Origin of the sequence: Pseudomonas sp. TWI929 (assembly GCF_039673335.1) — a bacterium.
Lineage (GTDB): Bacteria > Pseudomonadota > Gammaproteobacteria > Pseudomonadales > Pseudomonadaceae > Aquipseudomonas.
In genome coordinates, this window is sequence record NZ_JBDJLK010000031.1 from 1 (window position 1) to 16,619 (window position 16,619).

At 64.2% G+C, this 16,619-nt stretch carries 12 protein-coding genes; 6 read left to right on the top strand and 6 right to left on the bottom strand.

Annotated elements, in window-relative coordinates; all coding sequences use genetic code 11:
• Positions 1 to 627, bottom strand: a 627-nt coding sequence (locus ABE456_RS14575) for an electron transfer flavoprotein subunit beta/FixA family protein (RefSeq protein WP_346644548.1), incomplete at its 3' end; no start/stop codon positions are given.
• 533 nt (positions 628 to 1,160) lie between these two features.
• Between ABE456_RS14575 and ABE456_RS14580 the strand changes: the two genes are divergently transcribed.
• Positions 1,161 to 2,843: an electron transfer flavoprotein-ubiquinone oxidoreductase gene (locus tag ABE456_RS14580; protein WP_346644549.1), complete on the top strand. Its 1,683-nt coding sequence runs from the start codon at positions 1,161 to 1,163 to the stop codon at positions 2,841 to 2,843.
• A gap of 368 nt (positions 2,844 to 3,211) precedes the next feature.
• On the opposite strand, the gene ABE456_RS14585 is transcribed toward ABE456_RS14580, so the two are convergent.
• From ABE456_RS14585 to ABE456_RS14595, 3 genes are all read right to left on the bottom strand, one after another.
• Entirely contained in the window at positions 3,212 to 4,537 is a 1,326-nt protein-coding gene (locus tag ABE456_RS14585) for an MFS transporter (RefSeq protein ID WP_346644550.1), read from the bottom strand.
• A 72-nt stretch (positions 4,538 to 4,609) separates the two neighbouring features.
• A complete protein-coding gene (locus tag ABE456_RS14590) occupies positions 4,610 to 5,089 on the bottom strand; it encodes a histidine kinase (RefSeq protein ID WP_346644551.1) in 480 nt (159 codons plus the stop codon).
• Positions 5,090 to 5,257: 168 nt separating this feature from the next.
• A complete protein-coding gene (locus ABE456_RS14595) occupies positions 5,258 to 5,734 on the bottom strand; it encodes a sigma-70 family RNA polymerase sigma factor (RefSeq protein WP_346644552.1) in 477 nt (158 codons plus the stop codon).
• A gap of 342 nt (positions 5,735 to 6,076) precedes the next feature.
• Here ABE456_RS14595 and ABE456_RS14600 point away from each other — a divergent pair, with 342 nt between their 5' ends.
• Genes ABE456_RS14600 through ABE456_RS14610 form a run of 3 tightly spaced genes read left to right on the top strand, consistent with a single transcriptional unit; the run spans position 6,077 to position 10,621 of the window.
• The gene (locus ABE456_RS14600) at positions 6,077 to 7,249 is read left to right on the top strand and encodes an efflux RND transporter periplasmic adaptor subunit (protein ID WP_346644553.1); all 1,173 of its coding nucleotides are present in this window, start codon (positions 6,077 to 6,079) and stop codon (positions 7,247 to 7,249) included.
• A complete protein-coding gene (locus ABE456_RS14605) occupies positions 7,250 to 9,214 on the top strand; it encodes a MacB family efflux pump subunit (protein ID WP_346644554.1) in 1,965 nt (654 codons plus the stop codon). It abuts the gene before it with no gap.
• A gap of 3 nt (positions 9,215 to 9,217) precedes the next feature.
• Positions 9,218 to 10,621, top strand: coding sequence for an efflux transporter outer membrane subunit (locus ABE456_RS14610; protein WP_346644555.1), 1,404 nt, complete (start codon positions 9,218 to 9,220; stop codon positions 10,619 to 10,621).
• A gap of 139 nt (positions 10,622 to 10,760) precedes the next feature.
• On the opposite strand, the gene ABE456_RS14615 is transcribed toward ABE456_RS14610, so the two are convergent.
• The gene (locus ABE456_RS14615) at positions 10,761 to 12,380 is read right to left on the bottom strand and encodes a PvdJ/PvdD/PvdP-like protein (RefSeq protein ID WP_346644556.1); all 1,620 of its coding nucleotides are present in this window, start codon (positions 12,378 to 12,380) and stop codon (positions 10,761 to 10,763) included.
• A gap of 312 nt (positions 12,381 to 12,692) precedes the next feature.
• Between ABE456_RS14615 and pvdM the strand changes: the two genes are divergently transcribed.
• Positions 12,693 to 14,039 (top strand): pyoverdine-tailoring dipeptidase-like protein PvdM, encoded by a 1,347-nt coding sequence (pvdM, locus tag ABE456_RS14620; RefSeq protein ID WP_346644557.1) that lies wholly within the window; start codon positions 12,693 to 12,695, stop codon positions 14,037 to 14,039.
• A 17-nt stretch (positions 14,040 to 14,056) separates the two neighbouring features.
• Entirely contained in the window at positions 14,057 to 15,349 is a 1,293-nt protein-coding gene (locus ABE456_RS14625) for an aminotransferase class V-fold PLP-dependent enzyme (RefSeq protein ID WP_346644558.1), read from the top strand.
• Positions 15,350 to 15,520: 171 nt separating this feature from the next.
• Here the strand turns inward: ABE456_RS14625 and ABE456_RS14630 are convergent, their stop codons facing one another.
• Complete coding sequence (locus ABE456_RS14630; RefSeq protein ID WP_346644559.1) at positions 15,521 to 16,489, bottom strand: alpha/beta hydrolase; 969 nt, start codon at positions 16,487 to 16,489, stop codon at positions 15,521 to 15,523.
• Positions 16,490 to 16,619 lie beyond the last annotated feature (130 nt).

Consider the following 16,619-nt stretch of genomic DNA (forward strand, 5'->3'; position numbering starts at 1 on the left):
AACGCCCAGCGCGTCTGGAGTAACGGTTTCCAGCGGCTTTTTCTTGGCCTTCATGATGTTCGGCAGCGACGCGTAGCGCGGCTCGTTCAGGCGCAGGTCGGTGGTGACGATAGCAGGCAGGTTCAGCGCAACGGTCTGCAGGCCGCCGTCGATTTCACGGGTGACGTTCAGCTTGTCGCCAGCCACTTCCACCTTGGAGGCGAAGGTGCCTTGGGCGAAGCCGGTCAGCGCCGCCAGCATCTGGCCGGTCTGGTTGTTGTCGCTGTCGATGGCCTGCTTGCCGAGGATGACCAACTGCGGCTGCTCTTTGTCGACAACGGCTTTCAGCGCCTTGGCCACGGCCAGGGAGTTCAGTTCGTCGGCGGCTTCGACCAGGATGGCACGGTCGGCACCCAGGGCCAGGGCGGTACGCAGTTGCTCCTGGGCAGTGGTCGGCCCAACGGAAACCACGACGATTTCAGTCGCAACGCCTTTTTCTTTCAGGCGTACGGCTTCTTCCACGGCGATTTCGCAGAAGGGGTTCATGGACATCTTGACGTTAGCAAGGTCGACGCCGGAGTTGTCCGCTTTGACGCGAACCTTGACGTTGTAGTCGACCACTCGTTTGACAGCTACAAGAACCTTCATGGATTCCTCGTTACTCTCCGGTGAATAGATAGTCGCCTGGGGCCATGCCCGGCGATGCGCGTGGGTACAAGGGCACCTCTAAAAACGTACCGGGAGGCAGTATCTTCACAGTGACCGAACAGTCTTGTTCGGACTCTTGCGACAAATACTCACGGGTCATTTTCTGTCGTGGCGTGTAAACTCCACTACAAACCGGGCCAAGCCCGCAAAACCCTGCTCCACACCTGGTCTTTAGAGGTGTACCTGCGCCCGGCTGCAAGCCTACGGCGAACGTAAAACCGCTCGTATCTTGACCGTAACACCCAATCCGGTCAATACGGCAAATCGGTCACCCTCCAGCCGTGTTCCTGTGATTTTACTGGCCTGCGGCAAATTCAAACAAACGTTTGTATTGGACCCGCCAAGTGGTGTAGATATAATGCGCGGCCAAGACAAAACGGTGTAGTCCGTCATTTGCGTAGCTACAGTTTCGCTCCCGTGATGAGCCACTGCACGCAAGCACCCAATAAGACAAAGCAACAGCACGAGCCTTGATGAGTAGGAGAGAACCAGTGGAACGCGAATACATGGAATTCGACGTGGTCATCGTCGGCGCCGGCCCGGCGGGCCTGTCCGCCGCCTGCCGCCTGAAGCAGAAGGCCGCCGAAGCCGGTAGCGAAATCAGCGTCTGCGTGGTGGAAAAAGGCTCTGAAGTCGGTGCCCACATCCTCTCCGGCGCGGTGTTCGAGCCCCGCGCCCTGAACGAGCTGTTCCCTGACTGGAAAGAACTCGGCGCACCGCTGAACACCGAAGTGAAGCGCGACGACATCTATGTGCTCAAGGATGCCGGCAGCGCGACCAAGGTGCCTGACCTGTTCGTGCCCAAGACCATGCACAACCATGGCAACTACATCATCTCGCTGGGCAACCTGTGCCGCTGGCTGGCCCAGCAGGCCGAGAACCTGGGCGTGGAAATCTACCCGGGCTTCGCCGCCCAGGAAGCGCTGTTCGACGACAACGGCGTGGTCCGCGGCATTGTCACCGGCGACCTCGGTGTCGACCGTGAAGGCCACCCGAAGGACGGCCTGTACACCCCGGGCATGGAACTGCGCGCCAAGTACACCCTGTTTGCCGAGGGCTGCCGCGGCCATATCGGCAAGCAGCTGATCAAGCGTTTCAACCTCGACAGCGAGGCCGATGCCCAGCACTACGGCATCGGCCTGAAGGAAATCTGGGAAATCGACCCGGCCAAGCACGAACAGGGCCTGGTGGTGCACACCGCTGGCTGGCCGCTGGACGTGATGGCCAAGGACAACACCGGTGGTTCGTTCCTCTATCACCTGGAAAACAACCAGGTGGTGGTCGGCCTGATCGTCGACCTGTCCTACGCCAACCCGTACCTGTCGCCGTTCGACGAATTCCAGCGCCTCAAGCACCACCCAGTGATGAGCCAGTACCTCGAAGGTGGCAAGCGCATCAGCTACGGTGCCCGCGCCATCTGCAAGGGCGGCCTGAACTCGCTGCCGAAGATGGTGTTCAACGGTGGCGCGCTGATCGGTTGCGACCTCGGCACCCTGAACTTCTCCAAGATCAAGGGCAGCCACACCGCGATGAAGTCCGGCATGCTTGCCGCCGAAGCGGTGGCCGACGCCTTGGCTGCTGGCCGCGAAGGCGGTGACCAGCTCGACGGTTATGTCAGCGCCTTCAAGGCCAGCTGGCTGTATGAAGAGCTGTTCGCCAGCCGTAACTTCGGCCCTGCGCTGCACAAGTTTGGCCCGCTGCTCGGTGGCGCGTTCAACTATGTCGACCAGAACTGGTTCGGTGGCAAGCTGCCGTTCACCCTGCACGACACCAAGCCGGATTACGCCTGCCTGAAGCTGGCGGCCGATTCGCAGAAGATCGACTACCCGAAACCGGACGGCAAGCTCAGCTTCGACAAGCTCAGCTCGGTATTCCTCTCCAGCACCAACCACGAAGAGGAACAACCCTGCCACCTGAAGCTGACCGACCCGAACGTGCCGATCGCCAGCAACCTGCCGCTGTACGACGAGCCGGCCCAACGCTACTGCCCGGCGGGCGTGTACGAAGTGGTCACCCAGGAAGACGGCAACAAGCGCTTCCAGATCAACGCGCAGAACTGCGTGCACTGCAAGACCTGCGACATCAAGGACCCGGCCCAGAACATCACCTGGGTCACCCCTGAAGGCGCTGGCGGGCCCAACTACCCGAACATGTAAGGCCCCTGCCCTTGCTGCAACAAAAAGCCCCCGGTACTCATGTGCCGGGGGCTTTTTGTTGTGAAAATGCGTCTGGGGTGCGAAGTTCGTCGTGACAGGTTCAGCGCCTATCAGATCGAGCGCCGCCCGCGCGGCGCATCGCGAGCAAGCTCGCTCCTACATCTGTTTCGGGCCAGTTATTCCTGTGGAATTTGCGCGCGAACGCCTTGGTGCATGTCTCGATATCGCGTCGTACAAACAAGGCGGTCGCGCGCGCTGGCGCAGGCGATAGCGGCCCGAAACAAATGTAGGAGCGAGCTTGCTCGCGATGCGCCGCGCGGGCGGCGCTCGGTTTATGCCCTACTACACAACCCAAGACATGCACCGGCTCACTTGTCACCACACATGATCGGCATCGGCTCCGCCGCAAACGCCAATGCCTCGCGACGCCCAAAATACAAGGCCGTCAGCAGCCCTACCGTGCCCATGACCAGACAAAAGCCGACACACACCCACGGGCTCCACGGCATCAGCGCTATCAGCGCCAATGGCGTGGTGCTGGCCCACAGCGCGTAGGCCACGTTGTAGGTGAAGGAAATGCCCGACACGCGAATCTCGGCCGGGAACAACCCGACCATCACCGACGGTACCACCCCTACTACACCGCAGCTCAACCCCGCCAACGCATAGGCCAGCCAGGTCATGCCCCACTGCCCTACCAGGCTGGCGTACAACGCGCCAATACCCAGCGGCAGCAGCAGGCTGTAGAGCATCAGCGCACGCCAGGCGCCCACGCGGTCAACCAGCAGCCCTGCCAGCACACAGCCAATGTTGAGGAAGACAATGCCCACGCTGCTCAGGGCAAAGGTGTGCCCGGCTGTCATGCCGAAGCGTTGTTGCATCACCGTCGGGGTAATCACCACCAGCACCACCACGGCGGAGGTCAGTACACAGGTCAGCAGCGCCGCCGGGACCAACGCCCGACGGTGTTCACCCAGCACCCGCCGCAGCGGGAACGTCACCGGCTGCTCCTGGCGCGCGCGCAGGGCGAGGAACACCGGCGTTTCGCTGAGCCAGCGGCGCAGCCACACGCCGATCACACCAAACACCCCGCCCAGCAGGAACGGGTAGCGCCAGGCGTAGTCGAGGATTTCCTGCGGGGTGAACATTTGCGCCAACAAGGTTGCGGTCAGCGCCCCCAGCAGGTAGCCGAAGGTCAGCCCGGCCTGCAGGAAGCCCAGGGCGTAGCCACGCCGCCCGGCTGGTGCGTGCTCGGCAACGAAGGTCCAGGCACTCGGCACCTCGCCGCCCACCGCCGCACCCTGCAGGATGCGCAACGCCAGCAGGATCAGCGGCGCGGCATAGCCGATGTCGGCGTAGGTCGGCATCACCCCGATCAACAGGCATGGCAGGGCCATCATCAGGATGCTCAGGCTGAACACCCGCTTGCGCCCCAGGTGGTCGGCGAAGTGCGCCATCAGGATGCCGCCCAGCGGCCGCGCCAGGTAGCCGGTGACGAAAATGCCGAAGCTTTGCAGCAGGCGCAGCCACTCAGGCATCTCGGGCGGGAAGAACAGTTGGCTGAGGGTAAGCGCAAAGAACACGAAAATGATGAAATCGTAGATTTCCAGCGCGCCGCCCAGCGCCGCCAGGCCCAGGGTCCGGTGGTCGCCGCGGCTGAACCGGGGCGGGCGAGCGGTATCGATGGCAGTCATGGCAGGGTCCGCAAATCGGCAAAGGGCAAGAGGATAGCAAATAGCTGCCCCCTTGCCCTGCCCGCTGCGGCGCTAGCGGTTGAACACCGTGTGCGCGAAGTTGGCCCGTGGCCGGGGCCGGGCCGTAACTGCCGGCATGGTACCTGGCAGCGGCAACTTGCCGACCACCAGCGGTGCATCGATGATCGCCATGAACGACTCCAGTGCCTCGTTATCGGGCACCTGTGGCAGGCTCAGGCTCACGGCCTGGCGCTCGGTCTGCGGCACCGAGGGCACTTTCAATTGGGCGGAGTGATAAAGCAAAGCGTGCTGGATCTGCGTGCTGACACGACAGAAGCGTGCCAGGTCGACCCCGGCATGGCTGGCCAGTTCGATATTGCCCAGCAGCAGGTGAAAAGGCTGCAATGCACACTGTACCAGGCGCTGCAGCTCCTCGAAGGTGTCTACGGGCGCTATCCGGTAATAGCCCAGGCCATTGAGCAGCCGCTCCAGTTGCAGGCGCTGGCATGGGTGTGCATCGGCGATGAGGATGCGCAGGGTCTTGTTTGCCATGGTCGGACCTGGGCAGTTGGGTAATGGGTACATTCCATGACCATACTGCGCCAGTAACGGCTACTAACAAGGCTATGCCTGGCAGGGGTCTTCTTTGATAGAAGTCGGGAAAGCCGCAGAAATCAAGTGACTGACTGACGGAATTTTCATTTGCCTTTGAACCGGCAATCAGGATTCCCACTCGCGCATGCGCAGCCGGCAGTGCTTCATGGCATTGACGATGTGCTTTTCCACCAGGCTGCGGGAAATGCCCAGGTGTTCGGCAATCTGCTGGTGCGACAGGCCGTCGAGCTTGCGCAGCAGGAAGCAGTCACGGCACACCTTGCTCAGCTCATCCAGGGCGCGCTGCATCAGCGCCAGGCGCTGATCGAGCTGCATGCTGTGGGCAAGCGCCGGGGTGTGCCAGCGTTCGTCGCTGTCCAGCACCTCCAACGGCTCGGCCTGGCGCACCTGGTGCCGCCGATGGCGGTCGACCACCAGGTTGAGCGCGGTACGGTAGAGGAAGGCGCGCGGGTGCTCGATGCGCTCGGCGTCGGTGCGCTCCAGCACCCGCAGGTAAGCGTCGTGCGCCACATCCTCGGCAGCCTGACGACTACCCAGGCGCGCGGAAAGGAAACCCACCAGTTCGCGATAGTAATGTTCCACGACGTTACCTGAGATCGTCCTGCCAGCCTCTGCCAGAAAGCCCTTTCAGGCAGCAACGCGGGACCGAGTGATGTCAACGTGCGATCTTACAAATTATAATTATTCTCAGCAACAGGACGCATGGAGCAGCACCGCCCGCCTCACAGGTAAATGCGTTCAACTGTGGGAGCGGCCTTGCGTCGCGAAAGGGCCGCAAAGCGGCCCCAGCCATTTTGTGGTGATGCGAAAATCCTGGGGGCGCTTCGCACCCCTTTCGCGACGCAATGCCGCTCCCACGCAGATCGCCTTAAATCCCTCCCTGCCGCCTACGTCTATCTGGCACCCCCTTGGCTGGATGTCAGCATGAGACCTTTAACCAACACCCGCCGCCGGCTCCTGCTCATTAGCCTGGCCCTGCTCGGCCTAGGCAGCCTGCTGGCCTGGAAGGCCCTGCCCTACGGCGCCCAGCCGCTGAGTACGGTTGCCGTGACCCGCGCCGATATCGAAAGCAGCGTTACCGCACTGGGTACCCTGCAACCACGGCGCTACGTGGACGTTGGCGCGCAGGCGTCGGGGCAGATCCACAAGCTGCACGTCGAGGTCGGCGACACCGTGCGCAAAGGCCAGCTGCTGGTCGAGATCGACCCTTCGACCCAGCAGGCACGGCTGGACGCCGGGCGTTACTCGATCGACAACCTCAAGGCCCAGCTGGCCGAGCAGCGCGCGCAATACCTGCTGGCCCAACAGCAGCTCAAGCGCCAGCGCGACCTGGCCGCAGCCGGCGCCACCCGTGACGAGGACGTACAAACGGCCGCCGCACAGTTGAAGGTCACCCAGGCGCGCATCGACATGTTCCAGGCGCAAATCCGCCAGGCCCAGGCCAGCCTGCGCAGCGACGAGGCCGAGCTGGGCTACACCCGCATCTACGCGCCCATGGACGGCACGGTGGTGGCAGTGGATGCCCGCGAAGGGCAAACCCTCAATGCCCAGCAGCAAACCCCGTTGATCCTGCGTATCGCCAAGCTGTCGCCGATGACCGTATGGGCCCAGGTGTCGGAGGCCGACATCGGCAAGGTCAAACCCGGCATGACCGCCTACTTCACCACCCTGGCCGGCGGCAAGCGCCGCTGGACCAGCACCGTGCGGCAAGTGCTGCCGATCCCGCCCAAACCGCTAGAGAAGGCCAGCCAGGGCGGCGGCAGCCCGGCCAGCGTCAGCAATGGCAGCGCCGGCAGCCAGGTCGTGCAGTACAGCGTGCTGCTGGATGTCGACAACCCGGACGGCGCGCTGATGGCCGAAATGACCACGCAAGTGTTCTTCGTCGCCGGCAACGCCAGCCAGGTGCTGACCGTGCCGCTGGCCGCGCTGGACGACAGCGATGGCCTGCGCCTGGCACATGTACTGACCGACGACGGCAAGGTGGTAAAGCGCCAGGTGCGCACTGGCCTCAGCGACCGCCTGCGGGTACAGGTGCTGGACGGCCTCAACGAAGGCGAGCGCCTGGTGATCGGCGCCCCAGGCGTGAGCGGAGGCTGAATGAGCACACCCCTGATCGAGCTGGTCGACATCCGTAAATCCTACGGTGGCGTCGATACCCCCAAGGTCGACATCCTCCATGGCATCAGCCTTGCCATCCACCCCGGCGAGTTCGTCGCCATCGTCGGTGCCTCCGGCTCTGGCAAGTCAACCTTGATGAACATCCTCGGCTGCCTCGACCGCCCCAGCTCCGGCAGCTATCGCTTTGCCGGCAAGGACGTGGCGGCACTGGACAGCGACGAACTGGCCTGGCTGCGCCGCGAGGCATTTGGCTTCGTGTTCCAGGGCTACCACCTGATCCCCTCGGGCTCAGCCCAGGAAAACGTGGAAATGCCGGCCATCTACGCTGGCATCGACGCCAGTGAACGCCACGCCCGCGCCAGCGCCCTGCTCGGCCGCCTGGGCCTGGCCAGCCGCACCGGCAACCGCCCGCACCAGTTGTCCGGCGGCCAGCAGCAGCGGGTATCGATTGCCCGCGCGTTGATGAACGGCGGCCATATCATCCTTGCCGACGAGCCCACCGGCGCCCTCGACAGCCATAGCGGCACCGAAGTGATGGCGTTGCTGGATGAACTGGCCAGCCAGGGCCACGTGATCATCCTGATCACCCACGACCGCGAAGTGGCGGCGCGGGCGCAGCGGGTGATCGAGATCCGCGACGGCCTGATCATCAGTGACTCGGCCACCGAACAGCCCACCAGCAACAACGGTAAAGGCCTGCAAGCCGACCAACTGCGCCAACGCCTGGACCGCGGCGCCACCTCGCGCGGGGCGTGGAAAGGCGAGCTGCTCGAAGCCCTGCAGGCAGCCTGGCGGGTGATGTGGGTCAACCGCTTCCGCACCGCCCTGACCCTGCTGGGTATCGTCATCGGCGTGGCCTCGGTGGTGGTGATGCTGGCCGTGGGCGAAGGCAGCAAGCGCCAGGTGATGGCACAGATGGCCGCCTTCGGCTCAAACATCCTTTACCTCAACGGCAAGCCGGCGAGCCTGGGCGAACCCGCTGGCACCATCACGCTTGACGATGTGGCAGCCATTGCCGAACTGCCACAGGTCAAGCACGTAATGCCGGTAATCGGCGAAAAGATGATGGTGCGCCATGGCAACAACAGCCAGAAGTTCTACGTGGGCGGCAACAACACCTTTTTCCCGGAGATCTTCAACTGGCCGGCGGTGCATGGCAGCTTCTACACCGATACCGACGAGGCCAATGCCGCAGCGGTGGCCGTGATCGGCCAGAAGGTGAGGGAAAAGATGCTCGACCCCGGGCGCGACCCGCTGGGGCAATACATCCTCATCGGCAACGTGCCGTTCCAGGTAGTCGGTATCCTCGCCGGCAAGGGCGCAAGCCCTGGCGACCAGGACAGCGACGGGCGCATCGCGGTGCCCTACTCTGCCGCCGCCATCCGCCTGTTCGGCCAGCGCGACCCGGATTACATCACCGTCGCGGCCATTGATTCGACTCGGGTCAACGAAGCCGAAGCAGCCATCGACCGGCTGTTGCGCCAACGCCACAACGGCCGCCAAGACTTCGAACTGACCAACGACGCGGCGCTGATCCAGGCCGAAGCACGCACGCAGAACAGCCTGTCGCTGATGCTGGGGGCGATTGCCGCGATCTCGCTGTTGGTTGGTGGTATTGGCGTGATGAACATCATGCTGATGACCGTGCGCGAACGCACCCGCGAAATCGGCATCCGCATGGCCACCGGTGCGCGCCAACGCGACATCCTGCGCCAGTTCCTCAGCGAAGCAGTGATGCTGTCGATGCTAGGTGGCCTGGCCGGTATCGTCCTGGCCCTGGCCATCGGCGGCGGTTTGATGCTGGTCGAGGTGGCTGTTGCCTTTGCCCTGCCCGCCATGCTCGGCGCCTTTGCCTGCGCCGTTGTCACCGGCATCGTGTTCGGCTTCATGCCAGCGCGCAAGGCCGCCCGCCTCGACCCGGTCAAAGCCCTTACCAGCGAATAGCCCATGACTCTGCCTAGCCGCATCAGCCTGTTGACCTTGTGCGTATGCCTTGCCGCCTGCAGCACGCCGCCCACGCCCACCAGCGGCATCGTCGCACCACCCGCCTGGCAAGGCGACGCCGCACCCTCCTCGGCACAGCAGCCAACTACACAGTGGTGGCACGCCTTCGCCAGCCTTGAACTGGACCGCCTGGTGCAGCACGCCCTGCACAACGCCCACGACCTGGCCGCCGCCACGGCGCGAGTGCGCCAGGCTCAGGCCCGCGCAGTGATCGCTGGCGCGCCACTGCTGCCGGAACTGCAACTGGGCCTGAACGGCAGCCGCCAGCGCCTGCTGCATGGCGACGGCAACGACCAGCTCGACGTCAGCCGCAGCGAGCCCACCAGCACCTCGTTCGACGCGCAGCTCAGCGCCAGCTACGAGATCGACTTCTGGGGCGGCCTGCGCGCGACCCGCGACAGCGCCCTGCGTAGCCTGGATGCCAGCCGCTTCGACCGCCAGACCGTGGAGCTGACCCTGGTCAGCGCGGTAGCCGACAGTTACCTGCAGGGCCTGGCCCTGAAAGAGCAATTGCGTATCGCCCGCCTTAACCTGCGCAATGCCCAGGACGTGCTGGGCCTGGTCGAAACACGCCAGCGCAGCGGCTCCGCCACGCGCCTGGAACTGGCCCAGCAGCGCAGCCTGGTGGCCACCCAGCAGCGCCAACTGCCGTTGCTGGAGCAAAAATGGCAAGACAGCCGGGTCACCCTGGCGACCCTGCTCGGCGACCCGGTGCAGTCGCTGCCCGCCAGCCAGGAAGCCATCGCTGCCCTGCAATGGCCGACCATTGGCAGTGGCTTACCCAGCGAACTGCTCACCCGCCGCCCAGACATTGCCGCGGCAGAAGCGCGGCTGGCCGCCGCCAGTGCCAACGTGCAGGTCGCCCGTGCCGCCATGTTGCCCAAGCTGACCCTGGGGGCCAACCTGGGGGCAGGTGCCAACACTTTTGCCCATTTGTTCGACAGCTCCTATTACACCCTCAGCAGCGGCCTGGTCGCGCCGATCTTCAATAACGGCCGGCTGCGCGCCGCGCGTGAGCTGGCCGAAGCGGAACAGGCGGAGTTGCTGGAAACCTACCGCAGCAGCATCCTGGCCGGCTTTGCCGATGTCGAGAAAGCGCTGAATGCAATTCACGGCGTGGACCGTCAGCGGCAGTGGCAGGATGAAGAGGTGCAACAGGCACGGCTGGCCTTCGACCTGGCGCAACAACGTTATGGTGCAGGGGCCGAGACCTTGTTGAGCGTGCTGGAGACCCAGCGCACCTTGTATGTGGCGCAAGACCAGCAGGCGCAATTGCGCCTGGCCCGGCTGCAGGGGAGCGTGGCGTTGTACAAGGCATTGGGTGGGGGGTGGCAGGTCGGGCAGTAGACCGCGTTGCCTTCTGGGGGCTGCTGCGCAGCCCATCGCGACACAAGGCCGCTTGCACATTGACCGCGTGGCTCTCACGCCATGTGCGGACCTGTGGGAGCGGCCTTGTGTCGCGATAGGGGCGCAAAGCGCCCCCCTCTCAGCGTGAACGCTGTGCCACCTTGAGATTGCGCGCATACCAAGGCCGCTGCGGCACCTTGGGCCGCAACTTGTCGAACAGGCCTTCATCACTGTAGATAATGCGCAACGCCAGCTTCATGGTCTCCGGGTCCATCTCCACGCTGCGCCCGAACCGCAGCCCCGGCACCGTCGAGCAGCCGTGGGTGTCCGGCCCCAGCCACGGGTCTGCCACTTCCACCCAGCGCCCCGGGGCAAACCACGGCACGCCGTTGACCTCCAGGCGCCGCACCTCGCCCGGGTGCAGCCGCTCATGGGCACGGAACCAGTCCTCGATGCGATCGTCGATCCAGCCATGAAAATGCCAGAACACCGGGTTCACGTGGGAAGAAAACGGGTCACCGAGGAAGTCGTTGTCTGGCGCGAACCAGCGCTCGGCAAAGTCGTCTGGCGTACGCGCCGTCGGTACCGGCATGCCGTTGGATGGATCACGCGGCACCGATGCCCAGCGCATGTGCAACCAGTCGTGCAGGCCTAGCTCCACTTCCGAACCGAACTGGCCCAGGGTCAGGGTGCTGAGGTATTCCGGGTCGGTATAACGCGACTCCCAGACCTGGAAGTTGCCGTGGAAGGTATCCGGCGTCTTGATGTCACGCACCCACTGGGTGTACTCCGCATCACCACTGGCCAGCCAGGTGGGCGGCAGGGCATTGCCGTCATGGTTGTCGAAGTAGCGGGCAAAGCCTGCGCGGTCACGCTCCAGTTCCGGCTGTGGTAGCGGGAAGCGCGACCAGGAAGGCAGCTCCTGCAGGGCACGGGCGCTGCCGAGCATGTGCCGGTGCATGAAGAAGAAGTCCTCGCCCGAACCGTTGCGGTCCTTGTGCCGGCCACGCGCATCACGCTCGCGGTCACGCGGCCCCGGCTGCCAGCCCAGGCCACGCAAGGCGCCTTGTTTGTCCTTGTCCAGCTTGTGCCACTTGTCCCGCGATGAGTGCCACAGTTGGTGGAACAGGCGATGCTCCGGGGCAATCAGCCAGGCCAGCAGTTGTGGGTTCAGCGGGGTACGCTCGCGCGCTTCGGGGAAGGTGCGTTTCAGGGCCAGGAAGTGGTTGTCCTCCAGCGGCAACGACAGTGCACGGTCCATGCGCGCAATGCGCCCGTTGAGGGTCGCCGGGCCGGCGTTACCGTAGCGGCCCCAGACTTCGTCGAGCACGATATGGCACTCATAGCGCGCCTGGTCGGAGAATAGCCGCCAGCGCAAAGTGCCCGGCTTGTTGGCCAACAGGTCGCCGACCACGCGATAGCGCGGTTCATCGTCACCGCGCAGACGCTCCGGGGTGTCCAGATAACCGCGCAACGCACGACCGCTGGCGGCTACATCCAGGAACAGCTCCAGCTCACCCGTGGGCAAGCCCTCCAGCCCCGCATCCTTGCCTTGCAGGGTCCAGCGCCAGATGCCGCGCAGGGTGTCGCCCAGCTGCTGCAGGCGGGTATCGGCCAATTCCACGACGGCTTCGCCAGGGGTTTCCGGAAATTCCTCGGCCTCACGCTGGCGCTGTACGTACAGAGCACCCAGCGCACCGGGCACCACCACACCCGTCAATGCCACACCGGCGATGAAACCGCGTCGGGAAATCGTCATTGCATACCTGTGCATTCATTGCGGCCATGGAGCACGGCCCGTCCAAGGCTAGAACGTTGCACGGCAAGCGAAATTTAACGGGGCATCAGCTGCATGTGGGGGGCTTGGCACAAGATTTTTATCGCCTGTGAGATCGAGCGCCGCCCGCGCGGCGCTCGATCTGTGCATCAACCAAAATCCCAAGCCATGCACCTGGAAGCTCTCACCCGACTTTCCCGCGAAGAACCTAAATTCCCAAGCTGCAAGCTCGTTCACTGCAGGTAGCGGCGGCCTCTGTGCCCATCCCTCGACGGTGAACCTACTGAGACCAAGATGACGACTCCACGCTGGAAGAAAGCCCTGTTTATCAGCCTGGCCGCGGCAGTTGCCGCAGGGGCCGGGTTTGCCGCCTGGCACTATTTCGCTACCCCTGCCGGTTACTCGCGCGAGGTGACCCGCCAGGCCAACGACCTGCAGGAGCGCATCATCTCGTTCGACAGCCATGTCACCCTGCCGCTGACCTTCGGCACCGAAGGCAGCGAGGCCGACAAAGACGGCAATGGCCGCTTCGACCTGGCAAAGGCCGCGCGCGGGCGCTTGTCTGGTGCTGCCCTGACCATCTTCGCCTGGCCCGAATCCTGGACCGGCAACGATGGCCCGCATCGCCCTACCCCAGGTTTCGTCGAGGCCGCCCGGCATACTCAGGAAGTGCGCTACAACGCGATCAGCGCCATGGTCCGCGACTTCCCGCAGCAGGTCGGCATTGCCTATACCCCGCAAGACATGCGGCGCCTGCACGGCGAAGGCAAGTTCGCAGTATTCCTGAGCATGCTCAACGCCTATGCATTGGGTGACGACATCGACCAGCTCGACCGCTGGGCCGCGCGCGGCGTGCGCATGTTCGGTTTCAGCTATGTGGGCAACAACAGCTGGGCCGACTCCTCGCGCCCACTGCCGTTCTTCAATGACACCGCCGACGCCTTCGACGGCTTGTCGCCGGTCGGCAAGCGCGCCGTGCAACGGCTGAACGAGCTGGGCGTGATCATCGACGTGTCGCAAATGTCGAGCAAGGCGTTGGCCCAGGTGGTCGCCCTCAGCCGCGCGCCAGTGGTGGCTTCGCACTCGGCGCCACGGGCCATGGTCGACATCAACCGCAACCTCTCCGACAAGGAACTGCAGTTGATCAAGGACAGCGGCGGGGTGATCCAGCTGGTGGCCTTTTCCACCTACCTCAAGCCGCTGAGCAGCAAGACCCAGGACAAGCTCAACGCCCTGCGCGCCCGCTACGACCTGCCGCCGCTGGCCAACCTCAACTACGCGCTGATGCCCGGCGACCCGGTAATTGCCGGCTGGCCCGAGCAAAAGGTCGGCCAGTACGCCAACGCGCTGTACGGCATTCTCGACGAAGAACCGCCAGCCACGCTCAAGGACTACGGCGATGCCATCGACTACACCGTGCGCAAGGTCGGCATCGACCATGTCGGCCTCAGCTCGGACTTCAACGAAGGCGGCGGCATCGACGGTTGGCAGAATGCCAGCGAAGCACGCAATGTCACCGCCGAGCTGATCAGCCGCGGCTACTCCGAAGCGGATATTGCCAAGCTCTGGGGCGGCAACTTCCTGCGGGTGTGGGAGCAGGTGCAGCGCACCGCGCAACCTGTCGCCACATCATCCCCCTGACCCTTTCGAGCACCTTGATGAACGATCGTCGCACCTTTCTCAAGCAGGCCGGTCTGCTGGCTGCCGCCCTGCCACTGACCGGCCCCGGCCCGTTGCTGCCTGCTGCCCAGGCAGCACCTGTGAAACCCGCCAATGCCAACGACTGGGCTGCCTTTCGCGGCCTGTTCGAGCTGGACCCTAGCTACGCACATTTCGCCAATTTCCTGATCACCTCGCACCCAAGGCCAGTGCGCGAAGCCATCGAGGCCCTGCGTGCGCGGTTTGACCGCCAGCCAGCACACATGGTCGACTGGGACAGCCAGTCGGAGTGGAAGCACGAAGCCGCCGTACGCGAATGGGCTGCGCGCTACCTTGAAGTGACACCCCGGCAGATTGCCCTGACCGGCAGCACCACCGAAGGCTTGGGGCTGATCTATGGCGGCCTGAAAATTGCCCCGGGGCAGGAAATTCTCACCACCGTTCACGAGCATTCGGCCGCGCGCCATACCATGGGTTTTCGCAACGCGCGCGACGGCACAGCGGTGCGCCGGTTGCGCTTGTTCGAAGACCCCGCCAAGGTCAGTAGCGACCAGGTGCTGGCGACCATTTCAGGCGCCATCGAGCCGAAAACCCGGGTACTGGGCATGACCTGGGTGCACTCGGGCAGCGGCGTGAAGCTGCCTGTGGGCGAGATCGGCAAACTGGTGCGCGAGGTCAACCGCCAGCGTGACGAGCAGGACCGGATCATCTACGTGATCGACGGCGTGCATGGCTTTGGCGTCGAGGACATGCGCTTTGCCGACCTCAATTGCGACTACTTCATCGCCGGCACGCACAAGTGGATGTTCGGGCCACGGGGGACCGGGATCATCTGCGCGGCGTCCACCGAGCTGAAACAGCTGACCCCGACCATTGCGACATTCTCGGAGAATGAAGACTTCGCCACGGTGATGACGCCAGGCGGCTACCACGCGTTCGAACATCGCTGGGCACTGGGCAAGGCGTTCGAATTGCACCTGCAGTTGGGCAAGGCGGCGGTGCAGGCGCGGATTCATGGGCTTAATGACAACCTCAGGCAGCGGCTTGAGGCGCTGCCGGGGGTTGAGCTGGTGACGCCGCGCAGCGCCCGGTATTCGGCGGGGTTCAGCTTTTTCCGGGTCAAGGGGCAGGATGCCGATGAGGTGGCCAAGTACCTCAATAGTCAGCGCATCGTGGTAGATGCGGTGTCGCGGGATGCTGGACCGGTAGTACGCACGGCGCCCGGTTTGCTGAATACCGAGGCGGAGATCGAGCGGTTGGTGGATGTGCTGAACAAACGCGTTCGCGGGTAAGGCCCTGGGGCCGCTTTGCGGCCCATCGCGACGCAAGGCCGCTCCCACAAGAGAACACAGCCATCCTGCGGGAACAACTGTCTTGCTCAACATTTGAAAAGCCTGCGCGGCCCCCTGTGGGAGCAGCCTTGTGTCGCGATAGGGGCGCACAGCGCCCCCGGCAATCTCATGTCAGGACTGGCCGCCAATCACCTTCAACCACTCCCCGACATCCCGGTAAATCCCCTCTACCTGCCCAACGATCCCCGACATGCGCAAGAAGTCATGGGTCAGCCCCTCAACCCGCGCAAAGGTCAGCGCCGTGCCGCCCTCCTGCAGCCAGTCACGATAGGCAATGCCTTCATCATGCAGCGGGTCATACTCGGCCACCCACAGGTACGCCGGCGCCAACGGCTGGCGCAAGGTCGACAACAACGGCGACACCCGCCAGTCCAGGCGTTGTTCCGGCTGTGGCGCATAGTGCTGGTAGAACCACTCCAGCGTAGACGTCTCCAGCAGGTACCCCTCGGCATGCTCACGGTGCGAATCGCGCTGGCAGGAAATATCGGTCACCGGGTAGAACAGCAGCTGCGCCAGCGGCTTGAACGCCAGCTGCGCAGGTTGCTCGACCGCCGTAATCGCCAACACCGCCGCCAGGCTGGCCCCCACGCTGTCGCCGGCCAGCACCACCTGGCGTTTGTCCAGGCCCAGCGCCGCTGCCTGTTCGGCCAGCCAATTGGCGGCGTCCAGCACATCGTGCAGGGCCACCGGGAACTGTTGCTCCGGTGCCAGCCGGTAGTCCGGCGCCAGCACCGCAAACTCGCCCAGGGCGGCCAGGCGGCGGCACACCGAGTCGTGCGAGTCGAGGCTGCCAACCACATAGCCGCCACCGTGCAGGTAGAAAATCACCGGCTGCAAGGCATCGGCTGTTCCGCCCTGGCGGTACAGGCGAGCAGCCAGGCTGGCGCCATCACGCGCGGTAATCTGCAACTCGCTGACCGCCACACTGCCGGGCGGGCTTGGGTCCAGCACTTGCGAGCTGCCGGCGAATTCGGCCCGGGCCTGGGCCACGTTCATCGCGTGCATGGGCAGGCTCCTGCCCGTCAGCCGGCCAAACTCGACCAGTTCCAGAAATGCCGCCAGATCAGGGTGCAGTGCCATGTGGGTTCCTTGGCTGAACAATGTGACTCAAGTATCCCTACGGGACGTAGCAGCACGCCGAAAAATTACCCGCCCTCGCGGCTAAATCGTTGGCGCAGGCACTCGTTATCCCTGCACAACGAAAGACCGC